The sequence below is a fragment of the Alistipes megaguti genome (assembly GCF_944320325.1).
Classification (GTDB): domain Bacteria; phylum Bacteroidota; class Bacteroidia; order Bacteroidales; family Rikenellaceae; genus Alistipes; species Alistipes megaguti.
In genome coordinates this window covers 25,426-42,072 of record NZ_CALUHA010000016.1, presented here as the reverse complement: position 1 = coordinate 42,072, position 16,647 = coordinate 25,426, and the positions used below count along the sequence as shown (strand labels likewise).

The 16,647-nt window shown below is 61.0% G+C and carries 11 protein-coding genes; 4 read left to right on the top strand and 7 right to left on the bottom strand.

Annotation, left to right across the window (positions count from 1 at the left end):
- Window positions 1-23: 23 nt before the first annotated feature.
- The 4 genes from PUQ42_RS05825 (at window position 24) to PUQ42_RS05810 (ending at window position 8,077) form a co-directional block, all read left to right on the top strand.
- The gene (locus PUQ42_RS05825) at window positions 24-3,389 is read left to right on the top strand and encodes a SusC/RagA family TonB-linked outer membrane protein (RefSeq protein WP_273371872.1); all 3,366 of its coding nucleotides are present in this window, start codon (window positions 24-26) and stop codon (window positions 3,387-3,389) included.
- 12 nt (window positions 3,390-3,401) lie between these two features.
- Window positions 3,402-4,979 carry a SusD/RagB family nutrient-binding outer membrane lipoprotein gene (locus PUQ42_RS05820; protein WP_273371870.1) on the top strand — a complete coding sequence of 526 codons (1,578 nt, stop codon included), beginning with the start codon at window positions 3,402-3,404 and terminating at the stop codon, window positions 4,977-4,979.
- Window positions 4,980-5,012: 33 nt separating this feature from the next.
- Window positions 5,013-6,779 (top strand): glycoside hydrolase family 18, encoded by a 1,767-nt coding sequence (locus PUQ42_RS05815; protein WP_273371867.1) that lies wholly within the window; start codon window positions 5,013-5,015, stop codon window positions 6,777-6,779.
- 86 nt (window positions 6,780-6,865) lie between these two features.
- The gene (locus PUQ42_RS05810) at window positions 6,866-8,077 is read left to right on the top strand and encodes a DUF1735 and LamG domain-containing protein (RefSeq protein ID WP_273371864.1); all 1,212 of its coding nucleotides are present in this window, start codon (window positions 6,866-6,868) and stop codon (window positions 8,075-8,077) included.
- Between the two features lie 173 nt (window positions 8,078-8,250).
- On the opposite strand, the gene PUQ42_RS05805 is transcribed toward PUQ42_RS05810, so the two are convergent.
- The 7 genes from PUQ42_RS05805 to PUQ42_RS05775 form a co-directional block, all read right to left on the bottom strand.
- Entirely contained in the window at window positions 8,251-8,703 is a 453-nt protein-coding gene (locus PUQ42_RS05805; RefSeq protein ID WP_273371861.1) for a GNAT family N-acetyltransferase, read from the bottom strand.
- Between the two features lie 62 nt (window positions 8,704-8,765).
- On the bottom strand, window positions 8,766-9,224 hold the full coding sequence (locus tag PUQ42_RS05800) for a YqaA family protein (RefSeq protein WP_273371858.1): 459 nt from the start codon (window positions 9,222-9,224) through the stop codon (window positions 8,766-8,768).
- 140 nt (window positions 9,225-9,364) lie between these two features.
- Window positions 9,365-9,778: a secondary thiamine-phosphate synthase enzyme YjbQ gene (locus tag PUQ42_RS05795; RefSeq protein ID WP_273371855.1), complete on the bottom strand. Its 414-nt coding sequence runs from the start codon at window positions 9,776-9,778 to the stop codon at window positions 9,365-9,367.
- A gap of 117 nt (window positions 9,779-9,895) precedes the next feature.
- Window positions 9,896-10,936, bottom strand: a complete 1,041-nt coding sequence (locus PUQ42_RS05790) for a nucleoid-associated protein (RefSeq protein ID WP_273371851.1) — start codon at window positions 10,934-10,936, stop codon at window positions 9,896-9,898.
- Window positions 10,937-11,070: 134 nt separating this feature from the next.
- Entirely contained in the window at window positions 11,071-12,471 is a 1,401-nt protein-coding gene (locus PUQ42_RS05785) for a BACON domain-containing protein (RefSeq protein ID WP_273371849.1), read from the bottom strand.
- Window positions 12,472-12,492: 21 nt separating this feature from the next.
- Window positions 12,493-14,445, bottom strand: coding sequence for a calcineurin-like phosphoesterase family protein (locus tag PUQ42_RS05780; protein WP_273371847.1), 1,953 nt, complete (start codon window positions 14,443-14,445; stop codon window positions 12,493-12,495).
- A gap of 88 nt (window positions 14,446-14,533) precedes the next feature.
- Window positions 14,534-16,630 carry a DUF5689 domain-containing protein gene (locus tag PUQ42_RS05775; RefSeq protein WP_273371844.1) on the bottom strand — a complete coding sequence of 699 codons (2,097 nt, stop codon included), beginning with the start codon at window positions 16,628-16,630 and terminating at the stop codon, window positions 14,534-14,536.
- Between the last annotated feature and the right edge of the window lie 17 nt (window positions 16,631-16,647).

Sequence of the window (16,647 nt, the reverse complement as noted above, 5' to 3'; positions counted from 1 at the left end):
TACCAACCTACTTTAACCTTTTTATGAAAACTTTCAACCTTGTTGCAGGCAAGGCGGGGCGGATTGTTGCCCTATGTTTCCGCAGCCTGCTGCTTGTCTCGATGCTTTTGTCGGGATATTCGAGTGCCCGGGCCGCGGCCCAGACGCCGCAATCGGCTCCCCGCGTAAGCCTCGGCGTACGGAATGCCGCCATCATCACGGTATTCCAATCCATTCAACAACAGACCGGCTATTCGTTCGTCTACAACACCTCCGATATCGATACGGAGCGCAAGGTGACCCTCTCGGCGCATGACGAGGTGCTTGAGAGTGTGCTCGACCGCCTCTTTGCGGGGCTCGACATCGCCTACACGCTGCGTGACAAACACATCGTCCTCTCGCGCAAGGCCTCTTCGCCGGCCGCAGCGTCCGCCGCACACAATGGCGTGAGCGGTACGGTCAAGGATGACAAGGGGATGCCGCTGGTGGGCGCCACCGTCCTGCTGAAGGGGACGACCATCGGTGTGGCGGTCGACCTGGACGGCAACTTCTCGCTGCCGCAGGCCAAGCCGGGCGACGTGCTCGAGATCTCGCTGATCGGCTATACGAAACAGGAGATTCCGGTGACGGGTGCCGTCACGTCGCTGGCCGTGGTCATGCACGAGGACAACGAGGTGCTCGATGCCGTGGTCGTTACGGCCCTCGGTATCAAGCGCAAGGAGAAGTCCCTGACCTACAACGTGCAGGAGGTTGCCGGCTCGATCGTCAACACGGTCAAGGACGCCAACTTCATGAACTCGCTCTCGGGCAAGATCGCCGGTCTGCAGATCAATGCCAGCGCCTCGGGTGCGGGCGGTTCGACGCGCGTGGTGATGCGTGGTGTCAAGTCGCTCAACGGCGACAACAACGCCCTCTATGTCGTCGACGGTATTCCGCTGCCGAGCCTGCGCTCGAAGCAGACCGAGGGTATCTACGAGACCCCCGACGGCGGTGACTACGAGGGTATTGCCAGCATCAACCCCGAGGATATCGAGTCGATGTCGGTGCTGACGGGCGCCACGGCCGCCGCACTCTACGGTTCGCAGGGTGCCAACGGCGTGATCCTGATCACGACCAAGCGCGGTGAAGAGGGACGCGTGCGGGTGAACTACTCGAACAGCACGACCTTCTCGTCGCCGTTCGTCATGCCGAAGTTCCAGAACACCTACGGCACGGATCTCAACTCGCCGTCGATGAGCTGGGGCGAGAAGCTGGCCACACCCTCGTCGTACGATCCGAAGGATTTCTTCCAGACGGGATTCGACGAGACCAACGCCATCGGCATCACCGCCGGTACGAAGCGCAACCAGACCTACTTCTCGGCCGCTTCGGTCAACACGCGCGGTATCATCCCCAACAACGTCTACAACCGCTACAACTTCTCGCTGCGCAACACGACGGCTCTGGTCGAAGACAAGCTGACGCTCGATCTGGGCGCTTCGTACATGAAGCAGTACAGCCGCAACCCGCTGATCCAGGGTATCTATCACAACCCGCTGATCGGTGTCTACCTCTTCCCGCGCGGCGACGATATCTCGAAATACCAGCTCTACGAGCGCTACAACCCGAGTCTGGGCTACAGCGAGCAGTTCTGGGGGCTGGAGTTCATCAACGGTGTCGAGAACCCCTACTGGGTGGTCAACCGCGAGATCTTCGAGAACAACATGCAGCGCTATACGTTCAACGCCACGCTGAAGTGGGACCTCTTCGACTGGATGAGCCTGACGGGCCGCGTGCGCACCGACAACATGGTGATGAACTACACGCGCAAGATCTACGCCTCGTCCAACACGCTCTTCGCCTCGGAGTACGGAAACTACCTGAACCACACGTCGCGTCACAGCAACCTCTACGCCGATGCGCTGCTGTCGATCGACAAGAGTTTCTGGGAGAACGCCTTCTCCGTGCAGTTCAACTTCGGAGCGAGCCTGACCGACGACCGCAACGCCCTGACGGGCTATGAGGGTCACCTGGCCGGCATTGCGAACAAGTTCACCTACAACAATATCGTCTCGAGCGACCTGAACACGCTGCCCATGGAGGAGAACTACCACGACCAGAACCAGGCGATCTATGCCACGCTGCAGCTGGGCTGGAAGGGGATGCTCTACCTCGACGCCACGTTCCGCAACGAGTGGGCCTCGCAGCTGGCCTTCACCGATCAGCTGAACATCTTCTATCCTTCGGTGGGTCTGTCGGCCGTCATTTCGTCGATGGCCGATCTCTCGAAGGCCGGCATCTCGTTCCTGAAGGTGCGCGCCTCGTATGCCGAGGTGGGCAACCCTCCGCAGCGCTTCATCACGGGCGCCAACTACGCGATCAAGAACGGCGTGATCACCACCCAGACCTATGCCCCGGCCTCCCACCTGCGTCCCGAGCGCACGAAGTCGTTCGAGGTGGGTATGAACGCCAAGTTCCTCGGCAACAAGATCTGGCTTGACGCCACCTACTACGATACGAACACCTACAACCAGCTCTTCCTCTACGATGCGCCGCCCAGCACGGGTTACAAGCAGTCGTATCTGAACGCCGGAAAGGTCAACAACTGGGGTGTCGAGGCCGTGGCCGGATACAAGAACACGTGGGGTGACTTCGCCTGGTCGACGTCGTTCAACTTCTCGCTCAACCGCAACAAGATCCGCGAACTGGTTCCCGAGGGGACGATCGACCCGGTGACGGGTGCCGAGGTGTCGCTCCCGGAGGTGAACATGGACTACGGCGGCTACCGCGTGAAGCTGCGCGCCGGCGGTTCGATCGGTGACTTCTACGTGACGGGTCTGAAGACCGACGACCAGGGTCAGATCTACGTCGATCCCAACGGCGGTACGGTGACGATCGACCCCGATACGTGGATCTACGCCGGCAATACCGATGCCCGCTACCGCATGGGCTGGAACAACCAGTTCTCGTGGAAGGGCATATCGCTCGGCGTGCTGGTCGACGCCCGCATCGGAGGCCGCGGCGTTTCGGTGACGCAGGCGCTGATGGACCGTTTCGGCGTGTCGCAGGCCTCGGCCGATGCCCGCGAGGCGGGAGGTGTCCGCATCTCGGAGAAGCAGACGATCTCCGGCGTCAAGGAGTTCTATGCCAACTCGGGCGACGGCATGGGCATGCTCTCGCAGTATGTCTACGACATGACGAACGTGCGTCTGCGCGAGCTGACGTTGGGGTATGACCTGCCTTCGTCGTGGTTCAACGACAAGCTGCGTGCGACGGTGTCGCTCGTCGGCCGCAACCTCTTCATGTTCTACAACAAGGCGCCGTTCGATCCCGAGGTGACCGCCTCGACGAGCACCTACTACCAGAACCTCGACTTCTTCATGCAGCCGAGCGTGCGGACGATCGGATTCAGCGTACGGCTTCAATTCTAATACCAACCATTCATGAAAACGACTGTGAACAGAATCAAGATATGGGTCGGAGCCGTGGCCGCGATGGCCGTTGCGGCTACCGCCTGCACGAGTGAGTTCGAGAGCTACAACACCGATCCCAACGCCGCCCAGGTGGTGGATCAGGCCTCGCTGATCACCACCATGGAGCTCGATGCCGCCTATCCGACGACGGGCGAAACGACTGTCCCCGTCAACCGCTACCAGACGGGCTGGAACCTGCTGGCCGACCACTATGCCGGCTACATGGCCTGCGCCAACCACTTCGACGGCGGCAGCAACCCGATGGTCTACAACCTGACGGCCAACAACTGGAGCAATACGGTCTTCGAGGTGGCCTTCACGCAGGTGATGCCTGCCTGGCTGATGCTCAAGGCGGGGTATGACGAAGGGCTGCTGAGCGCCCACGCCATGGCCGTGGCCGATATCCTCAAGGTGCTGACGCTGCACCGAGCCAGTGACATGTACGGTCCGCTGCCGGTGCTCCATTTCGGGGAGTCGGTCAGCCCCTACGATTCGCAGGAGACCCTCTATCACCACTTCTTCGAGACGCTCGACCGTTCGATCGAGGCCCTCAAGGCACAGATTGCCGTGGCGCCCGGCGACAAGTCGCTCGAGAAGGTCGACGCCATCTATGCGGGTGATCTGAACAAGTGGCTGCGCTTCGCCAATTCGCTCAAGCTGCGCCTGGCGATCCGTATCCGCTACGTCGAGCCCGACCTCTCGCTGCAGTATGCCCGCGAGGCCATTGATGGCGGGGTGATCACCTCGACGGCCGACAACGCCATGCTGAAGAGCTACCGCCAGATTACGATCAACAACCCGATGGAGATGATCTGGAACTCGTACAACGACGCCCGCATGGGTGCCTCGATGGACTCCTACCTGAACGGTTACGAGGATCCGCGCCGGGCTTCGATGTTCCAGCCCGCGACGATCGACGGAGGCGGTTTCCACGGCGTGCGCAACGGTCTGGGCGCCACCGAGCAGAAGTTCTACACGAAGATGTCGGCCCCGAACATTCAGACCGATACGCCGATGAACTGGCTGCTGGCCTCGGAGGTGGCCTTCCTGAAGGCCGAGTACTGCCTGATGACGAGCGACAATGCGGGGGCGAAGAGCAATTACGAGGAGGGTGTCCGCCTGTCGTTTGCCGAGAACGGACTCTCGGCGAGCGAGGCCGCGACCTATCTGGCCAGCGAGAAGACGCCGGCAACCTTCTCCGACGTTTCGGAGAACCCGACGAAGTATTCGATCAGCGCCCGCGGCCGGGTGACGGTCAAGTGGCAGGACGACGGCAACGAACTCGAGCGCATCATTACGCAGAAGTGGATCGCCCTCTTCCCGAACGGCATGGAGGCCTGGGCCGAGTTCCGTCGTACGGGCTTCCCGCGGTTGTTCCCGATCGTGGCCAACAGCGAGGATCCGACCATCAACAAGGAGACGCAGATCCGCCGCATGGTCTTCCCGAAGCTCGAGTATTCGAACAATGCCGGAGCGGTCCGTGCGGCCGTGAGGCTGCTCGACGGCCCCGATGCCGGCAGTACGAAACTCTGGTGGGACAAGAAATAAGCGACCTTATCCAAGTAAAACAGACTAATCAAGATGAAAAGAGAACTGATTCATATATTGACTGTGATGGCCGGCGCGGCCCTGCTTTTCGCGTGCGAGAAGATGACGACGCCCGAACCGGTCCGTATCCAGTATCCGGACAAGCAGTCGCCCATTCTGCGTGACGACGCCTACTACGCCCGTCTGCGCGCCTACAAGCAGACCGATCACAAACTGGCCTTCGGCTGGTACGGTTCCTGGACGGGAATCGGCGCCTCGGAGCAGAGCCGCCTGCGCAGTGCGCCCGACTCGATGGACATCATCTCGATCTGGAGCCAGTGGCACAGCCTGAGCCCCGAACAGCTCGAGGACAAGGCCTACGTGCAGCAGATCAAGGGGACGCGGGTCGTCTTCTGTATCTCGGCCAAGGACATGCCCGAGGAGTTCAAGGTCAACGGCCAGATCACCGAGGAGGGTATCGTGGCCTACGCCAAGGCCTGGGGCAAGGACTCGATGGACAAGTATCAGTACGACGGTATGGACATCGACTTCGAGACGGCCGTCGACCACCAGGGTCCGATGAACAAGAACCCGGAGAACTTCAAGCGTTTTGCCGAGGAGCTGAGCAAGTATATCGGTCCCAAGTCGGGGACGGGGCGCCTGTTCCTGATCGACGGCAACATCGACAGCGACTGGCTGCCGGCCAACATCGGCGAACTGTGCGACTATGCCGTTTCGCAGGCCTACAACTGCTCCGGTGCCGGCAACCTCCGCAGCCGTACGCAGAGTGCCGCAGGCCGCGGCTGGCGTCCCGAGCAGATCATCTTCACGGAGAACTTCGAGTCGCTGTGGCAGACCGGCGGCGCCAGCTACGGCTACAACGGCACGTCGATCCCCTCGCTGCTGGGCATGGCCTACTTCGCCCTCGAGGAGACCTCGGCCGGCTTCGGATCCTACCACATGGAGTATGAGTACGGCAACGCCAGCATGCCCTACAAGTATATCCGCGAGGCGATCCAGATCGCCAATCCTGCGCCGCAGGGCGACTATACGAAGAACCTCCTGACGCTTGACCAGGCCGGTGAGACGACGGTCGAACTGACGCCCTCCCCGTCGGGTGCCACCGAGGCCGTGGCCATTCCGCTGTCGGGATCGCTGTCGGCCGTGGCTGCCGGGGAGATGACCCTCCCGCTGATCCTTGACTCCTCGCTTGTCGGGCCCTACAACGAGTACAACTATACGGAATACGAGGCCATTGATCCTGCGAGCGTTACCTTCACGGCTCCGTTCCACTTTGCGGCGGGCGAGCGGCACTCCTCCGCGGAGACTCCCGTGCAGATGATCATCACGGGCAAGGGTCTCGAGGCCGGCAAGGAGTATCTGGCCGCCGTGCGCATCGACTGTTCGGGTGTGGAGGGCGTTGCCCCGAATACGGCCCGCGAGGTATTCTACGTGCGGGTAAGCCTGAAATCCAGGCAGATGGCCAATACGGTCACGATCTCGGGCTGGACCTTTACGGCCAACGACAAGGACTACACGACGGCGATGTCCGACGGACAGCTGACCGGCGGATGGGCTGCCTTCACGGAGGTGACCCCCGAAATCAAGGTGGAGATCGACATGACAGCTCCCCGTACGATCATCGGCTGGCGGATGGGATACATTGACAACTCGTTCAAGAATCTGTGCGACATCGAGATGAGCCTCGACGGCCAGAAGTGGGTGGCGCAGGCTTCGGGAACGGTCGAGCTCGCGCTCACGGACGGCACTGGCGCTATCTGCAACTGCGCAGTCCGGAGGAGTACCGCTACATCCGCATGACCATCGTTCCCTACACGTGGGCCTGCAACATCTGTGAGTTCGAGGCCTATGCACCGAAAAATTAACCGATCAAAACGACTTAAACCATGAAAATGAAACAGATATGGGCCTCTTTGGCACTGGTTGCCGCACTTGCGGGCTGCCAGGAGGCTGCCCAATACGAGCCTGCGATCTACATCACGGAGGCACAGCGTGAGCCGGCGAAGATCGTCACCATCACGCAGGCGGGCGAGAAGGCCACCTTCTCGGTCTCGGCCTCGCAGATTGTCGGTCATGAGACGCACGCGACGCTGCAGGTCTGCCCCGAACTGCTCGAGGCCTACAACTCGCGCTACGGCCGTACGTGCGTGCTGCTCGATGAGAAGCTCTACGATTTCGAGAAGCAGGAGGTGACCATCAAGGCCGGCACCAGCGTCTCGGATGAGGCTGAAATCGTCGTCAAGGAGGCGCTTCAGCCGGGTACGTTCTACTGCCTGCCGATGCGGATCGTGCAGACCGACGGCTCGATGTCGATTCTCGACGCGTCGAGTACGCTCTACCTCGTCTTCCGCGCCCCGGTTCACGGCAAGGGCGTCTACATCGGTTCGGGCAACAAGTACATCGTGCCGGGCTTCTACGATCAGCGCGGACAGGAGGGTACGCGTGACTTGTCGGCCCTGCCGGAGCTGACGCTCGAGTGCCGGGTCTATGCGAAGAGTTTCCAGAAGAGCGATCCCTACATCTCCTCGATCATGGGTCTCGAAGGAAACGTCTGCATGCGTTTCGGCGATGTGAAGATCGGTTACGACGTGCTTCAGGTCTGCAAGGGCGATTATCAGCCGGCGGCGATCAACGCTCCGTGCGCCACGAACCAGTGGTATCACGTGGCGGCCGTATGGACCCGCAGTTCGCTGCGCGTCTACATCGACGGGCAGTTCATTACCGAGACGACCCACAAGGGCGAAACGGTCGACATTTCGCAGGTTCAGCTGTGGAACGGCCGCGGTATCGGCTTTGGCCTGGGCTGCGCCTCGAACTACAACGGCAACCGTCCGCTCGACGGCTATCTGGCCGAGGCACGTGTCTGGACCCGGGCACTCTCGGCCAGCGAGATCGCCAACGTGAAGGATCTGGTGATTGCCGATCCGCAGTCGCCCGATCTGCTGGCCTACTGGAAGATGGACGCCAGCGAACCGGCCTCGATGCGCGAATCCTACTCGGGCTGGAACCTGCAGAACAAGGTGGTTGACCAGACCGGTCACGGGTATGATGCCTACGGATTGTCCTCCGCTCCGCAGTATCTGGAGGCAACCTGGTAATCACAGGGGAGTTTGGGTGCGTTGATTCTGCCGGGGCCCGGTATGGAATATTGGGGTCCTCGGGTTCCCGGCGGAACGGCGCGAAAATGAGATCAGAGAGGAGCGGACGGCTTTCGGGCCGTCCGCTTTTTGTGTGTGAGGGCCCGGCTGCGGGCCGGGATGCCGATGTCGGATTACTTTTCGATCAGCTCCATGCGCAGCCGCACCATATGGCGGCACTCCGTGCCGTTTTCGAAGATGGGGGTCGGGTAGTGTTTGCGGAAATAATCGACGTCGAGGCCGCAGCGGACGAATCCGCATCGTTCGTAGAGGGCGATCTGTCCCGTTCCGGAATCTCCCGTACCGATTTCGAGGATCCGGAATCCCGCCTCACGGGCTATCCGGACGGCGTGTTGCAGCAGGGCGGTCGCAATTCCCCGGCGTTGACAGGCCGGGGTCACGGCGATGTTCACCACCTCGGCCGTGAAGGGCCGCGTGTGCAAAAGCAGGTATTGTCCGACGATTTGTCCGTTGACGAAGGCGGCATAACAGCGGCTGCGCGGCAGGTAATCGGCAATCGAATCTTCGGATTCGTCGGCAAGCAGCAGCAGTTCGCGGGAGGGGGTGTCGGTGGGGCGGATTTCCATGGTGACGTCTTTGAGGGATTTGAGGGAGGTGGCGGGAGAGAATACGGGTTGGAGCCGGATTGTCAGAAGAGGGAGACGACCCCTTCGAACGAGGCCAGGATGACGACGTAGCGCAGCGTCTTGCCCACGAGCATCGAGCCGGCCGTCAGATAGATGTTGCTGCGCATGAGTCCCAGCACGATGGCGATGGCTTCGCCGATCGTGGGCAGGAACGAGAAGAAGGCCATCAGTGCACCGCGGCCGGAGAGGAACTTGCGGGCCCGGGCCAGTTGGCGCGTGGAGACCCCGATACGGGTGATCCACTCCGTGCGGCCGAGCGTGCCGATCCAGTAGCAGGTCATGCCTCCGAGGGTGTTGCCCAGCGCGGCGGCCGCAACGCATCCCACCGGATCGAGCCCCATGCGCACCAGTACGACCATTACCGCCTCGGAGCTGAACGGCAGCACGCTTCCGGCGATGAAGGCCGAGAGAAAGAGGCCCCAGTAGCCCCAGTCGATCAGAAATTGGGTGACAGCTTCCATGTGTTCGGTTTTCGGCCTTCGGGACGCGAAGGCTTTTCGGGGCAAAGATAGGAATTTTTTGATTCCAACCTCTCTTTGGAATTTCCCGTCCTGTTGTGCCGATGTCGCTTTTTCGGGGCCGTTCCTCTTCGGGGGATCGGCTATTCGCCGAGGATCGTGGCCGTGATCTGCCGTCCCGAGGCCCGGTCGCGGAATTCGCAGAGGTAGATCCCCTGCCAGATCCCCAGCCCGAGACGCCCGTCGATGATCGGGATTGTCAGATCGACTCCCACGAGAGCCGATTTGGCGTGGGCCGGCATGTCGTCGTCACCCTCGAGCGTATGGGTGTAGTAGCTTTCGCGTTCGCGGACCAGCCGGTTGAAGATGGCTTCGAGATCCTGCCGTACGTCGGGGTCGGCGTTCTCGTTGATCGAAAGCCCCGCCGAGGTGTGGCGGATGAAGAGGTGTAGCAGCCCCGTTGCGGGGAGCTCGGGCAGGTGGCGGCGGATTTCATCCGTCACCAGATGAAAGCCCCGGCCGTGAGGACGGAGCATGAAGGTGCATTGGCGAATCATGGGTATGGTCGGTTGCGGTTGCAGTTGTCGGTTGCGGTTGCGGTTGCGGTTGCGGTTGCGGGGCGGCGGCCGGCGGTCCGTCGGGACGGATTCCGGCCCGGATACCAGCGGCGGCGGTTACTCCTCCTCCTGGTAGTAGACCTTGTAGTATTTGCCCTTTTCGTCCTGACCCTGCTCGATCAGGTCGCGGTTGCCGTGGATGTAGATGTGGAAGTTGCGGTCGAGTTTGATCACGCTCTTGTAGGCCCGGGCCTGCCGCTTGACCGCCGCATCCGAGATGCCGAATTCATCCTCGATGCGGATGTCGCGCTCCTCTTCGTAGGCCTGCTTGAAGCGGGCGAAACTCTCGGCCACCTCCGGCTGGCGGATCACCCGTTCGGAGAAGTCCGACATCGAGAAGTTGTCCTGCTCGCGGAAGTAGTTCATCGTCTCGTTGAGCAGTTCGGCCTGGTCGGCCTTCGAGACGTCGAACTCCCGGGCCAGATGCTTCGTGACGTATTTCTTGCACATGGCCAGGGCATTGTGCGTCTGGTGGTAGCTGTCCTGGCGCTCGCGCACGTGGAGAAAGTCGTCGATCCAGTAGCGGGCTTCGGTGCGGTTGGTGTTGTCGACGATCTGCACGACGAAGCCCTCGTCGCGATCGAGGTTGAAGATCACGGCTCCCTTGTCAAGGTGTTTGATGTCGATACCCTGGTGGGTTGCAAGGCGTACACCCTGCTCTTCGGGGCGGGCGTCGAGGTAGGTGTCGCGCGTCTCGGACTTGAAGAGCCCGACGGCATCGACCGTTTCACCGGCATCGCGGCAGTTACGGAAGCAGACGACATAGAACTCGCCGCCCTTGATCTGGGGCAGCGTGCCGCAGGCGTAGAGGTGGCGGGCCAGATTCACCGAGTTTTCGTAGAGGGTCGAGGGGGCGTCGAAGATCCGCCCGACGAAGTTCCAGACCTCGTTGCACGACAGATCGCTTTCGTGATGGAGGTTGTAGAGGATCTCCTCCTTGAAACCGTCGAGGAAATAGGAGGTCAGCGTGCGCATGAGCTCCTCGTCCGAGGTTTGGGGCGAGAGACCGGGCGAGACGAGCAGCGGTTCGTCCTTCGACTGGTTGCCGACTACGTGTACGGCCAGTGCTTCGATGCGGGTATCTTCGGTGTAGAGCATGTTTTTCGGAATTTTGCGACGTGCAAAGATGCGGATTTTTCACCGTTCGGGCAAATTCCGGCGGTGGAAACGGGCTTCCAAAAAGAGCCCCTGCCGCAAAAGACGGCAGAGGCGTGGCTCCGACCGGAGGGGCGTTACTCCTCCTTGATGTCCACGAAGGTTGCCTTCACGTTGTCGATGAAGAAACGGTTCAGCTTGTCCTGGATACCCGTGAATTCGATCTGGGTCTCCTTGGTCGCGCCAACGATGTAGAGCGTCATGCTCTCCCATTTGTTGCTCGACGTGAGTTCGTATTCGACCTCCGACTCTCCGTCGATCGTGCCGCTGTTGTGGACCTTGATCATGAAGCGGCCGAGGTCGGTGTTCATGATGCCGACATTGAAGCTCAGCGTGACCGTCACCCGTTTCTCGCCGATGGCCGTCATGGCGGGGCTGGTGAGCCAGCCGCGGCTGCTCGACGTGCTGATCTTGGCGAAGCCCGGATGCTGGTAGACGCGCGTTCCCGACCAGCCGTTCTGGTAGGTGGGGCCTCCGTTGTCGGATCCGGGCAGCGTACTGTTGTCCTCGCCCGCCTTGCCGACGCACCAGTCGAAGGTCTCGTCGAAGATCGTATAGGTCTCGTACTCGACGATGTCCTCGACGAAGGTGATGGTCTGACCGCTGCCGTCGCCCTCGGCCAGTTCGATATCGTCGATCCGGTAGTTGCGGGCATTGGCGCCGTGGAAGCGCACGTAGAGCTGCGAAACCCCCTCGGGAAGGTAGAACGGAAGTTCGCTCCGCTCCCAGGCGGCGGCCGTTGAACGCGTATAGGTGAGCTGGGTCCAGTTCTGGCGGTCTTTGCTGATGAAGAGCTGCAGGGCGGCGGGATCGAACGCCGCATCGGAGGTCATGCTGGCGAACGAAAGACGGAAGTTGATATCGCCCTTCAGATCGATGCCTCCGAGCATGAAGTCGGCATCGTCATTCCCGAAGGTAATGTTGTTGCCGCCCGAAGCTCCGTCGTAGCCCGTCGAGGGTGAACTGCTGTCGACCAGGGCATCCGTACCCCAGTACTGGCAGCGCCGGCTGCCGATGCCCCGATTCTCCCACGCCTCGAACCGGTTGATGGAGAGCTGCGAGGCTCCGTCGCCGAAACGGCCTTCGTAGAAGGTGACCCGACTCTCCGCACCGGACTGCCGGACGGTGAATCGTTTCATTTCGCCCTGCCGGGTTTCGAAAACGAGGACGGCCGTACGTTCGGCCCCGTTGTTCGGGGCCGCCTCGACGACAACCTCCACATCGCCCGATCCGGCCGTCGGGGAGAAGTTGAGCCATTCGGCCTGTGTCTGCGTGCGGATCATCCAGTAGGTGTTCGAACGGACGTCGATGACCGGAGTTTCGCCTTCGGCATCGAGTCCGCGCTTGTTGATGTCGAGCTCCTGCAGTCCGGTCTCCACGAAGTCCTGACGGGGTTCGGGTTCGTCGCTGCAGGCCGTGGCCGCGGACGCTCCGACGAACCACAGCAGGACATACAGATATGTGCTGAACGTTTTCATGTTGGTCTGTTTTGGATTCGATTACTGGTTGTAGCTGTTGGTCGAGAAACTCTTCGGACGGGACATTACCTCCTTGTAGACGTTGCCGAAACGGTCGGTGACGGTGATCGTCAGCGTGGTGTTGGCGTCGGGCGCCTGAACCGAGAAGAGGTGGATGAGCGGCGTCGAGGCGAAGGACTGCGTATACTCGCCCGCCTCGGAGACGCGCGGCACGTCGTAACTGATCGTATGGAGCGGATCCCGCTGGTAGATCTGATCGACGGGCAGATCCCGTGTTCCGTCGTTGACCTTGATCTCCCAGTCGGCATCCCAGTTCCAGACGTTGATGTAGACGATATTCTCGCCCACGTCCCGGTAGTCGTCGCGCGAGGGGTAGACCTTCAGGAAGTTCACGGCCATCTGGTTGATGCTGAAGTGGCGTTTTACCTGATTCATGTCGTAGGTGAGGAACTGCCGGTCGGCATCGAGTCCGAAACCCTTGTAGCGCCATTTGATCTTCGTACCGTCGATCTCGAAGATGCTGTAGCCGCCCGGCGAACCGTCCCGGCAGACCTGGCCGTTGCCGTATTTGCCCGTCCACCACCACGTCGAGCAGGCTGCCGCCGTGTTGTGCTCCATGATCGAGGGGGAGTAGACCGTGTTGTGGTTGTAGTGGGTGTGCCCCGTGAGGAAGTGGACGTCGGTGAAGCCCTCGAAGCAGTTGAGCAGATTCGTCCGGTCGCTCTCGGCATACATGGCGTTGGTCACCTCCAGGTCGCTGTTGAATCCGAAGATCGGGCAGTGGAGCCCCACCAGAATCGGGGTCTGTTTGTCGACCAGCGCCAGATCCTTGCGCAGCCAGTCGAGCTGTATCTGCGTGAGATAGCTGCGGAACGTCCGGTCGCCGGACACCCCTTCTGTGCCGCCGTTGTTGATGTAGACGTTGTTGTCCAGCGCGATGCAGTGGACCTTCCCGAGGTTGAACGAGTAGTAGGTCGGGCCCAGCAGCTCCTTGTAGGCGGCTTCGGCCTTGAAGTCATCGGGACAGTAGGGGTCGTTGTCGTGGTTGCCCGGCAGGTGGAAGAACAGCGAGGGGAGTTCGGCTTCGTTGAGCGTGGTGATGTAGTTCTCGAGGTTGAACTTGTTGGCATACCAGAACTGGTCCCACGACATGTCGCCCAGCACCATCGTGTAGAAGGGCCGTGTGCCGCACGCCTCCATCGAGGCGAGCAGATCGGGCACGACAATCGAATTGTACTGCGTCAGGTCGCTGTTGCGGTTGGCCAGATGGATGTCCGTGGTGACGAAGAGGGTGAAGTTGTCGTTGTCGGTTTCGACGAGTTCGAAGTTGTGCTGTTCGTGTTCGAGCAGCGACCCCGTGAGCGGCTGCCAGAATTGCGGAAGAGAGCCTTCGGCCAGCGGCAGATACCCCGAGGGGATCGTGACGAAGACGTAGCCGTGGTACTTCTCCGACGGAAGCCAGTAGTAGCCGCTCTCGTCGGTGGTGGTCACCTCGACGCCGTCCGAGACTACGGCCCCCTGTATGGCCTTTTCGCCGCAGAAGACGGCTCCGCGGATCGTCATGCCGGGTTTGTCCGGAACGTTCAGGTCGATGCTTTGGCGGAATTTCAGAATGCCCAGCGCCTGTTCCTCGATACCGCGCACCAGCGTCAGCGTGTATTCGCCCGTTGCGAGATCCCGCGGAACAGCAAACGTGACGTAGGTGGATTCCAGGGCGGAGGTCTCCAGCGGAATCTCTTCGGAGCCGTTGCCGCGCAGGCAGAAACGGTCGCCGGCCTGGAATCCCTTGCCCTGAATGGTCAGCGTTTCGATGGCCGAGACATAGAAGGTTGTCTCCGGAACGTAGAGGTGGGTGACGAGCTTCTCCTGTTGGAAGGTATCCCCGGCCGTTTCGTCGTTCTGGCACGAGAACACGCACGGCGAGAGCATCAGGCAGCTCAACAGCCAGAGCGTATGGAAGGTATGTTTTTTCATTGCGTCTTGCATTTAGGTTCTTTCGGGTTGAATCCCTCCTCGCCCGGAGTCTCCGTGCGGGCGGCTCCGGAGAGAGGAGAGTGGTGGATTATTTTTGTTCGGTGAGGGCCCAGAAACTGATTCCCGAGAAGCCGCCCGAACTGATGGCCAGACCGTTGGCTCCGGCACGGTGGTTCTCCGTGGCGCGGAAGCGGATGGTGAAACTGCGCTTCGATTTCAGTTCGTCGGGGAGTTTGGCCGTAAACTGCCGCAGATGGAAAGCTCCGCCTTCGTTCCACAGCGGGCTGACGAACTCCTCAATGGGGTGATACTCGTTCAGCGGGGCATCTTCGTTGTCGGCCCATTCGATGCACATCTCCAGCGGGCCGTACCAGCTGCTGGCGATCGTGAAGGTCAGCCACAGATCGCCGCCCGAGGGGGCAAAGTCGGTGACGTTGAAGACCCAGGCCTCGCCCTTGTAGTCGGGATCGGTGCTGCCTTCGCGGTTCATCGACGAACCGGTGTGATTCCAGAAGTCACGGGCGAGGATGTAGGGATAGGTGTTCTCCTGGCCGTTTTCGGGCGGGGTGACGGTTTGTTTGCCGTTCGCTCCGACGGTGAGGACTCCCGGGATGTTGCGCGTATGGCTGTAGCCGAGCTCAAGAGCGATGCTCTGTGTTGACTGCAGCCCCTTGAAGGCCGTGGTCTTGATCTCGCCTGAACCGACGACCGGCGTCACCTTCTCCAGCGGGATGGCGTTCCAGTCGAAGGGTCCGAACTGCACGAGCGTACGGGTCAGACGGGTCGATTCGTCGTCGGAACCCTCGATGTCGCCGATCGTGCGGACGCGGAGCGTATTCTCCGTCAGGTTGTTCTTCGTGTATTTCATCACGATGCCCGTGACCGAGCAGGCGCCCTGCGGCACGATCCGGTTGTAGCGCTCGAGGAAATAGCTGCGGGTCAGCAGTTTGGTCCAGTTTCCGGTAGCGTCGCGCAGGATGTGTACATAGCGCAGGTGACCGTCCGTGTAGGGCTCGGCCTGGAGGTTGACCGAACCGGCGGACGTCTGGTCATACTGATCCTCCTGGCTGTTGTAGAGGGTGCCCAGCGGCACGGAGAACTCGACGCTCGGCAGCTTGACCAGCGTGTTCTCGTAGTTGTCGAGCCGGTCGATTGTCACCTCCACCGGCTGGATCGGCTCGCCCGCCGACTGGTCGAAGATGGCATTGGGCGTGAAGGCGGCCAGCTTCGAACCCATCGTCACGGGATCCTGCACGAACTCAGCCTCGTAGAGATGGAGTTTCAGCTTGTCGTTCAGTTTGTAGATGTTGTCCTTCGTGTTGGCGAACTCGATCAGAATGCCCTGCCCGCTCTCGTCCTGCACCACCATCTGATTGTTTTCGATATTGAGCAGCGAGGGGTCGCTGACCACGGTGGCCTCCACCCAGAGGTTCTCGGTGATGTGTCCGATGCCGTTGTTGAGGCGCTGCTTGATCTGGGCAATGGTCTGCTGCGTTCCGTTGTAGGGGTCGTGCTCCTGGTCGAACTGCTTGATGATGACGTTGGTGTAGAACTCTTCCAGTCCGGTGCCGAGGGCGAAGAAACGGATCTCGCCGCTTCGTTCGGCGCCGCTGTTGGGCTTCACGCTGACGATCTGGGTGCTGTCCGTGGCCTCGCCGAACTCGATCCACGAGGCGGCTTCACCGACGGCTTCGGCCTTCCAGCCGACGTTCGTCTGCAGGGCGATGTTGAATTCGCTGCCCTGGGCCGAGGCCTTCAGGGTGTTGTTGCCCATGCCGAGGGCGAAGATCACGTCGCCCGATGCCTGGCGGACGGTGAACGATTTGACGGATTTGCCGCCGACCACCACGTTGACCGTGCCGTAACGCGCGAAGGCTTCGGTATTTTCGCCGACGGTGATGGTGAAACGGCCGCTGTTGTGGCCTTCGCGGGGCCAGATGTCGATCCACTCCTCATCCTCGGCGAAGGTGGTCTCGATGGTCCAGTCGCCCATGTTGGTATACATTTCGAAATCCTGCGCGCCGCCCGCACGGTCGTAGGAGATCTCCCGGATCTCTTCGCCGAAGCGTACGTAGGGTTCGTCCGCTGCCGTCTCGTCCTGCGAACAGGCGCTTCCCGAGAGCCCCAGCGCGAAGATCAGCCCCAGGCGCAGCAGAAGATTCGAATGAAATCGTATCGTTTTCATGAAATAGTCGGATTACG

Coding starts and splice junctions, on each gene's coding strand:
- PUQ42_RS05805 (WP_273371861.1), bottom strand. CDS start 8,703: ATGGAAATCCGCCCCACCGACACCCCCTCCCGCGAACTGCTGCTGCTT.
- PUQ42_RS05795 (WP_273371855.1), bottom strand. CDS start 9,778: ATGATTCGCCAATGCACCTTCATGCTCCGTCCTCACGGCCGGGGCTTT.
- PUQ42_RS05790 (WP_273371851.1), bottom strand. CDS start 10,936: ATGCTCTACACCGAAGATACCCGCATCGAAGCACTGGCCGTACACGTA.
- PUQ42_RS05800 (WP_273371858.1), bottom strand. CDS start 9,224: ATGGAAGCTGTCACCCAATTTCTGATCGACTGGGGCTACTGGGGCCTC.
- PUQ42_RS05820 (WP_273371870.1), top strand. CDS start 3,402: ATGAAAACGACTGTGAACAGAATCAAGATATGGGTCGGAGCCGTGGCC.
- PUQ42_RS05815 (WP_273371867.1), top strand. CDS start 5,013: ATGAAAAGAGAACTGATTCATATATTGACTGTGATGGCCGGCGCGGCC.
- PUQ42_RS05785 (WP_273371849.1), bottom strand. CDS start 12,471: ATGAAAACGTTCAGCACATATCTGTATGTCCTGCTGTGGTTCGTCGGA.
- PUQ42_RS05775 (WP_273371844.1), bottom strand. CDS start 16,630: ATGAAAACGATACGATTTCATTCGAATCTTCTGCTGCGCCTGGGGCTG.
- PUQ42_RS05780 (WP_273371847.1), bottom strand. CDS start 14,445: ATGAAAAAACATACCTTCCATACGCTCTGGCTGTTGAGCTGCCTGATG.
- PUQ42_RS05825 (WP_273371872.1), top strand. CDS start 24: ATGAAAACTTTCAACCTTGTTGCAGGCAAGGCGGGGCGGATTGTTGCC.
- PUQ42_RS05810 (WP_273371864.1), top strand. CDS start 6,866: ATGAAAATGAAACAGATATGGGCCTCTTTGGCACTGGTTGCCGCACTT.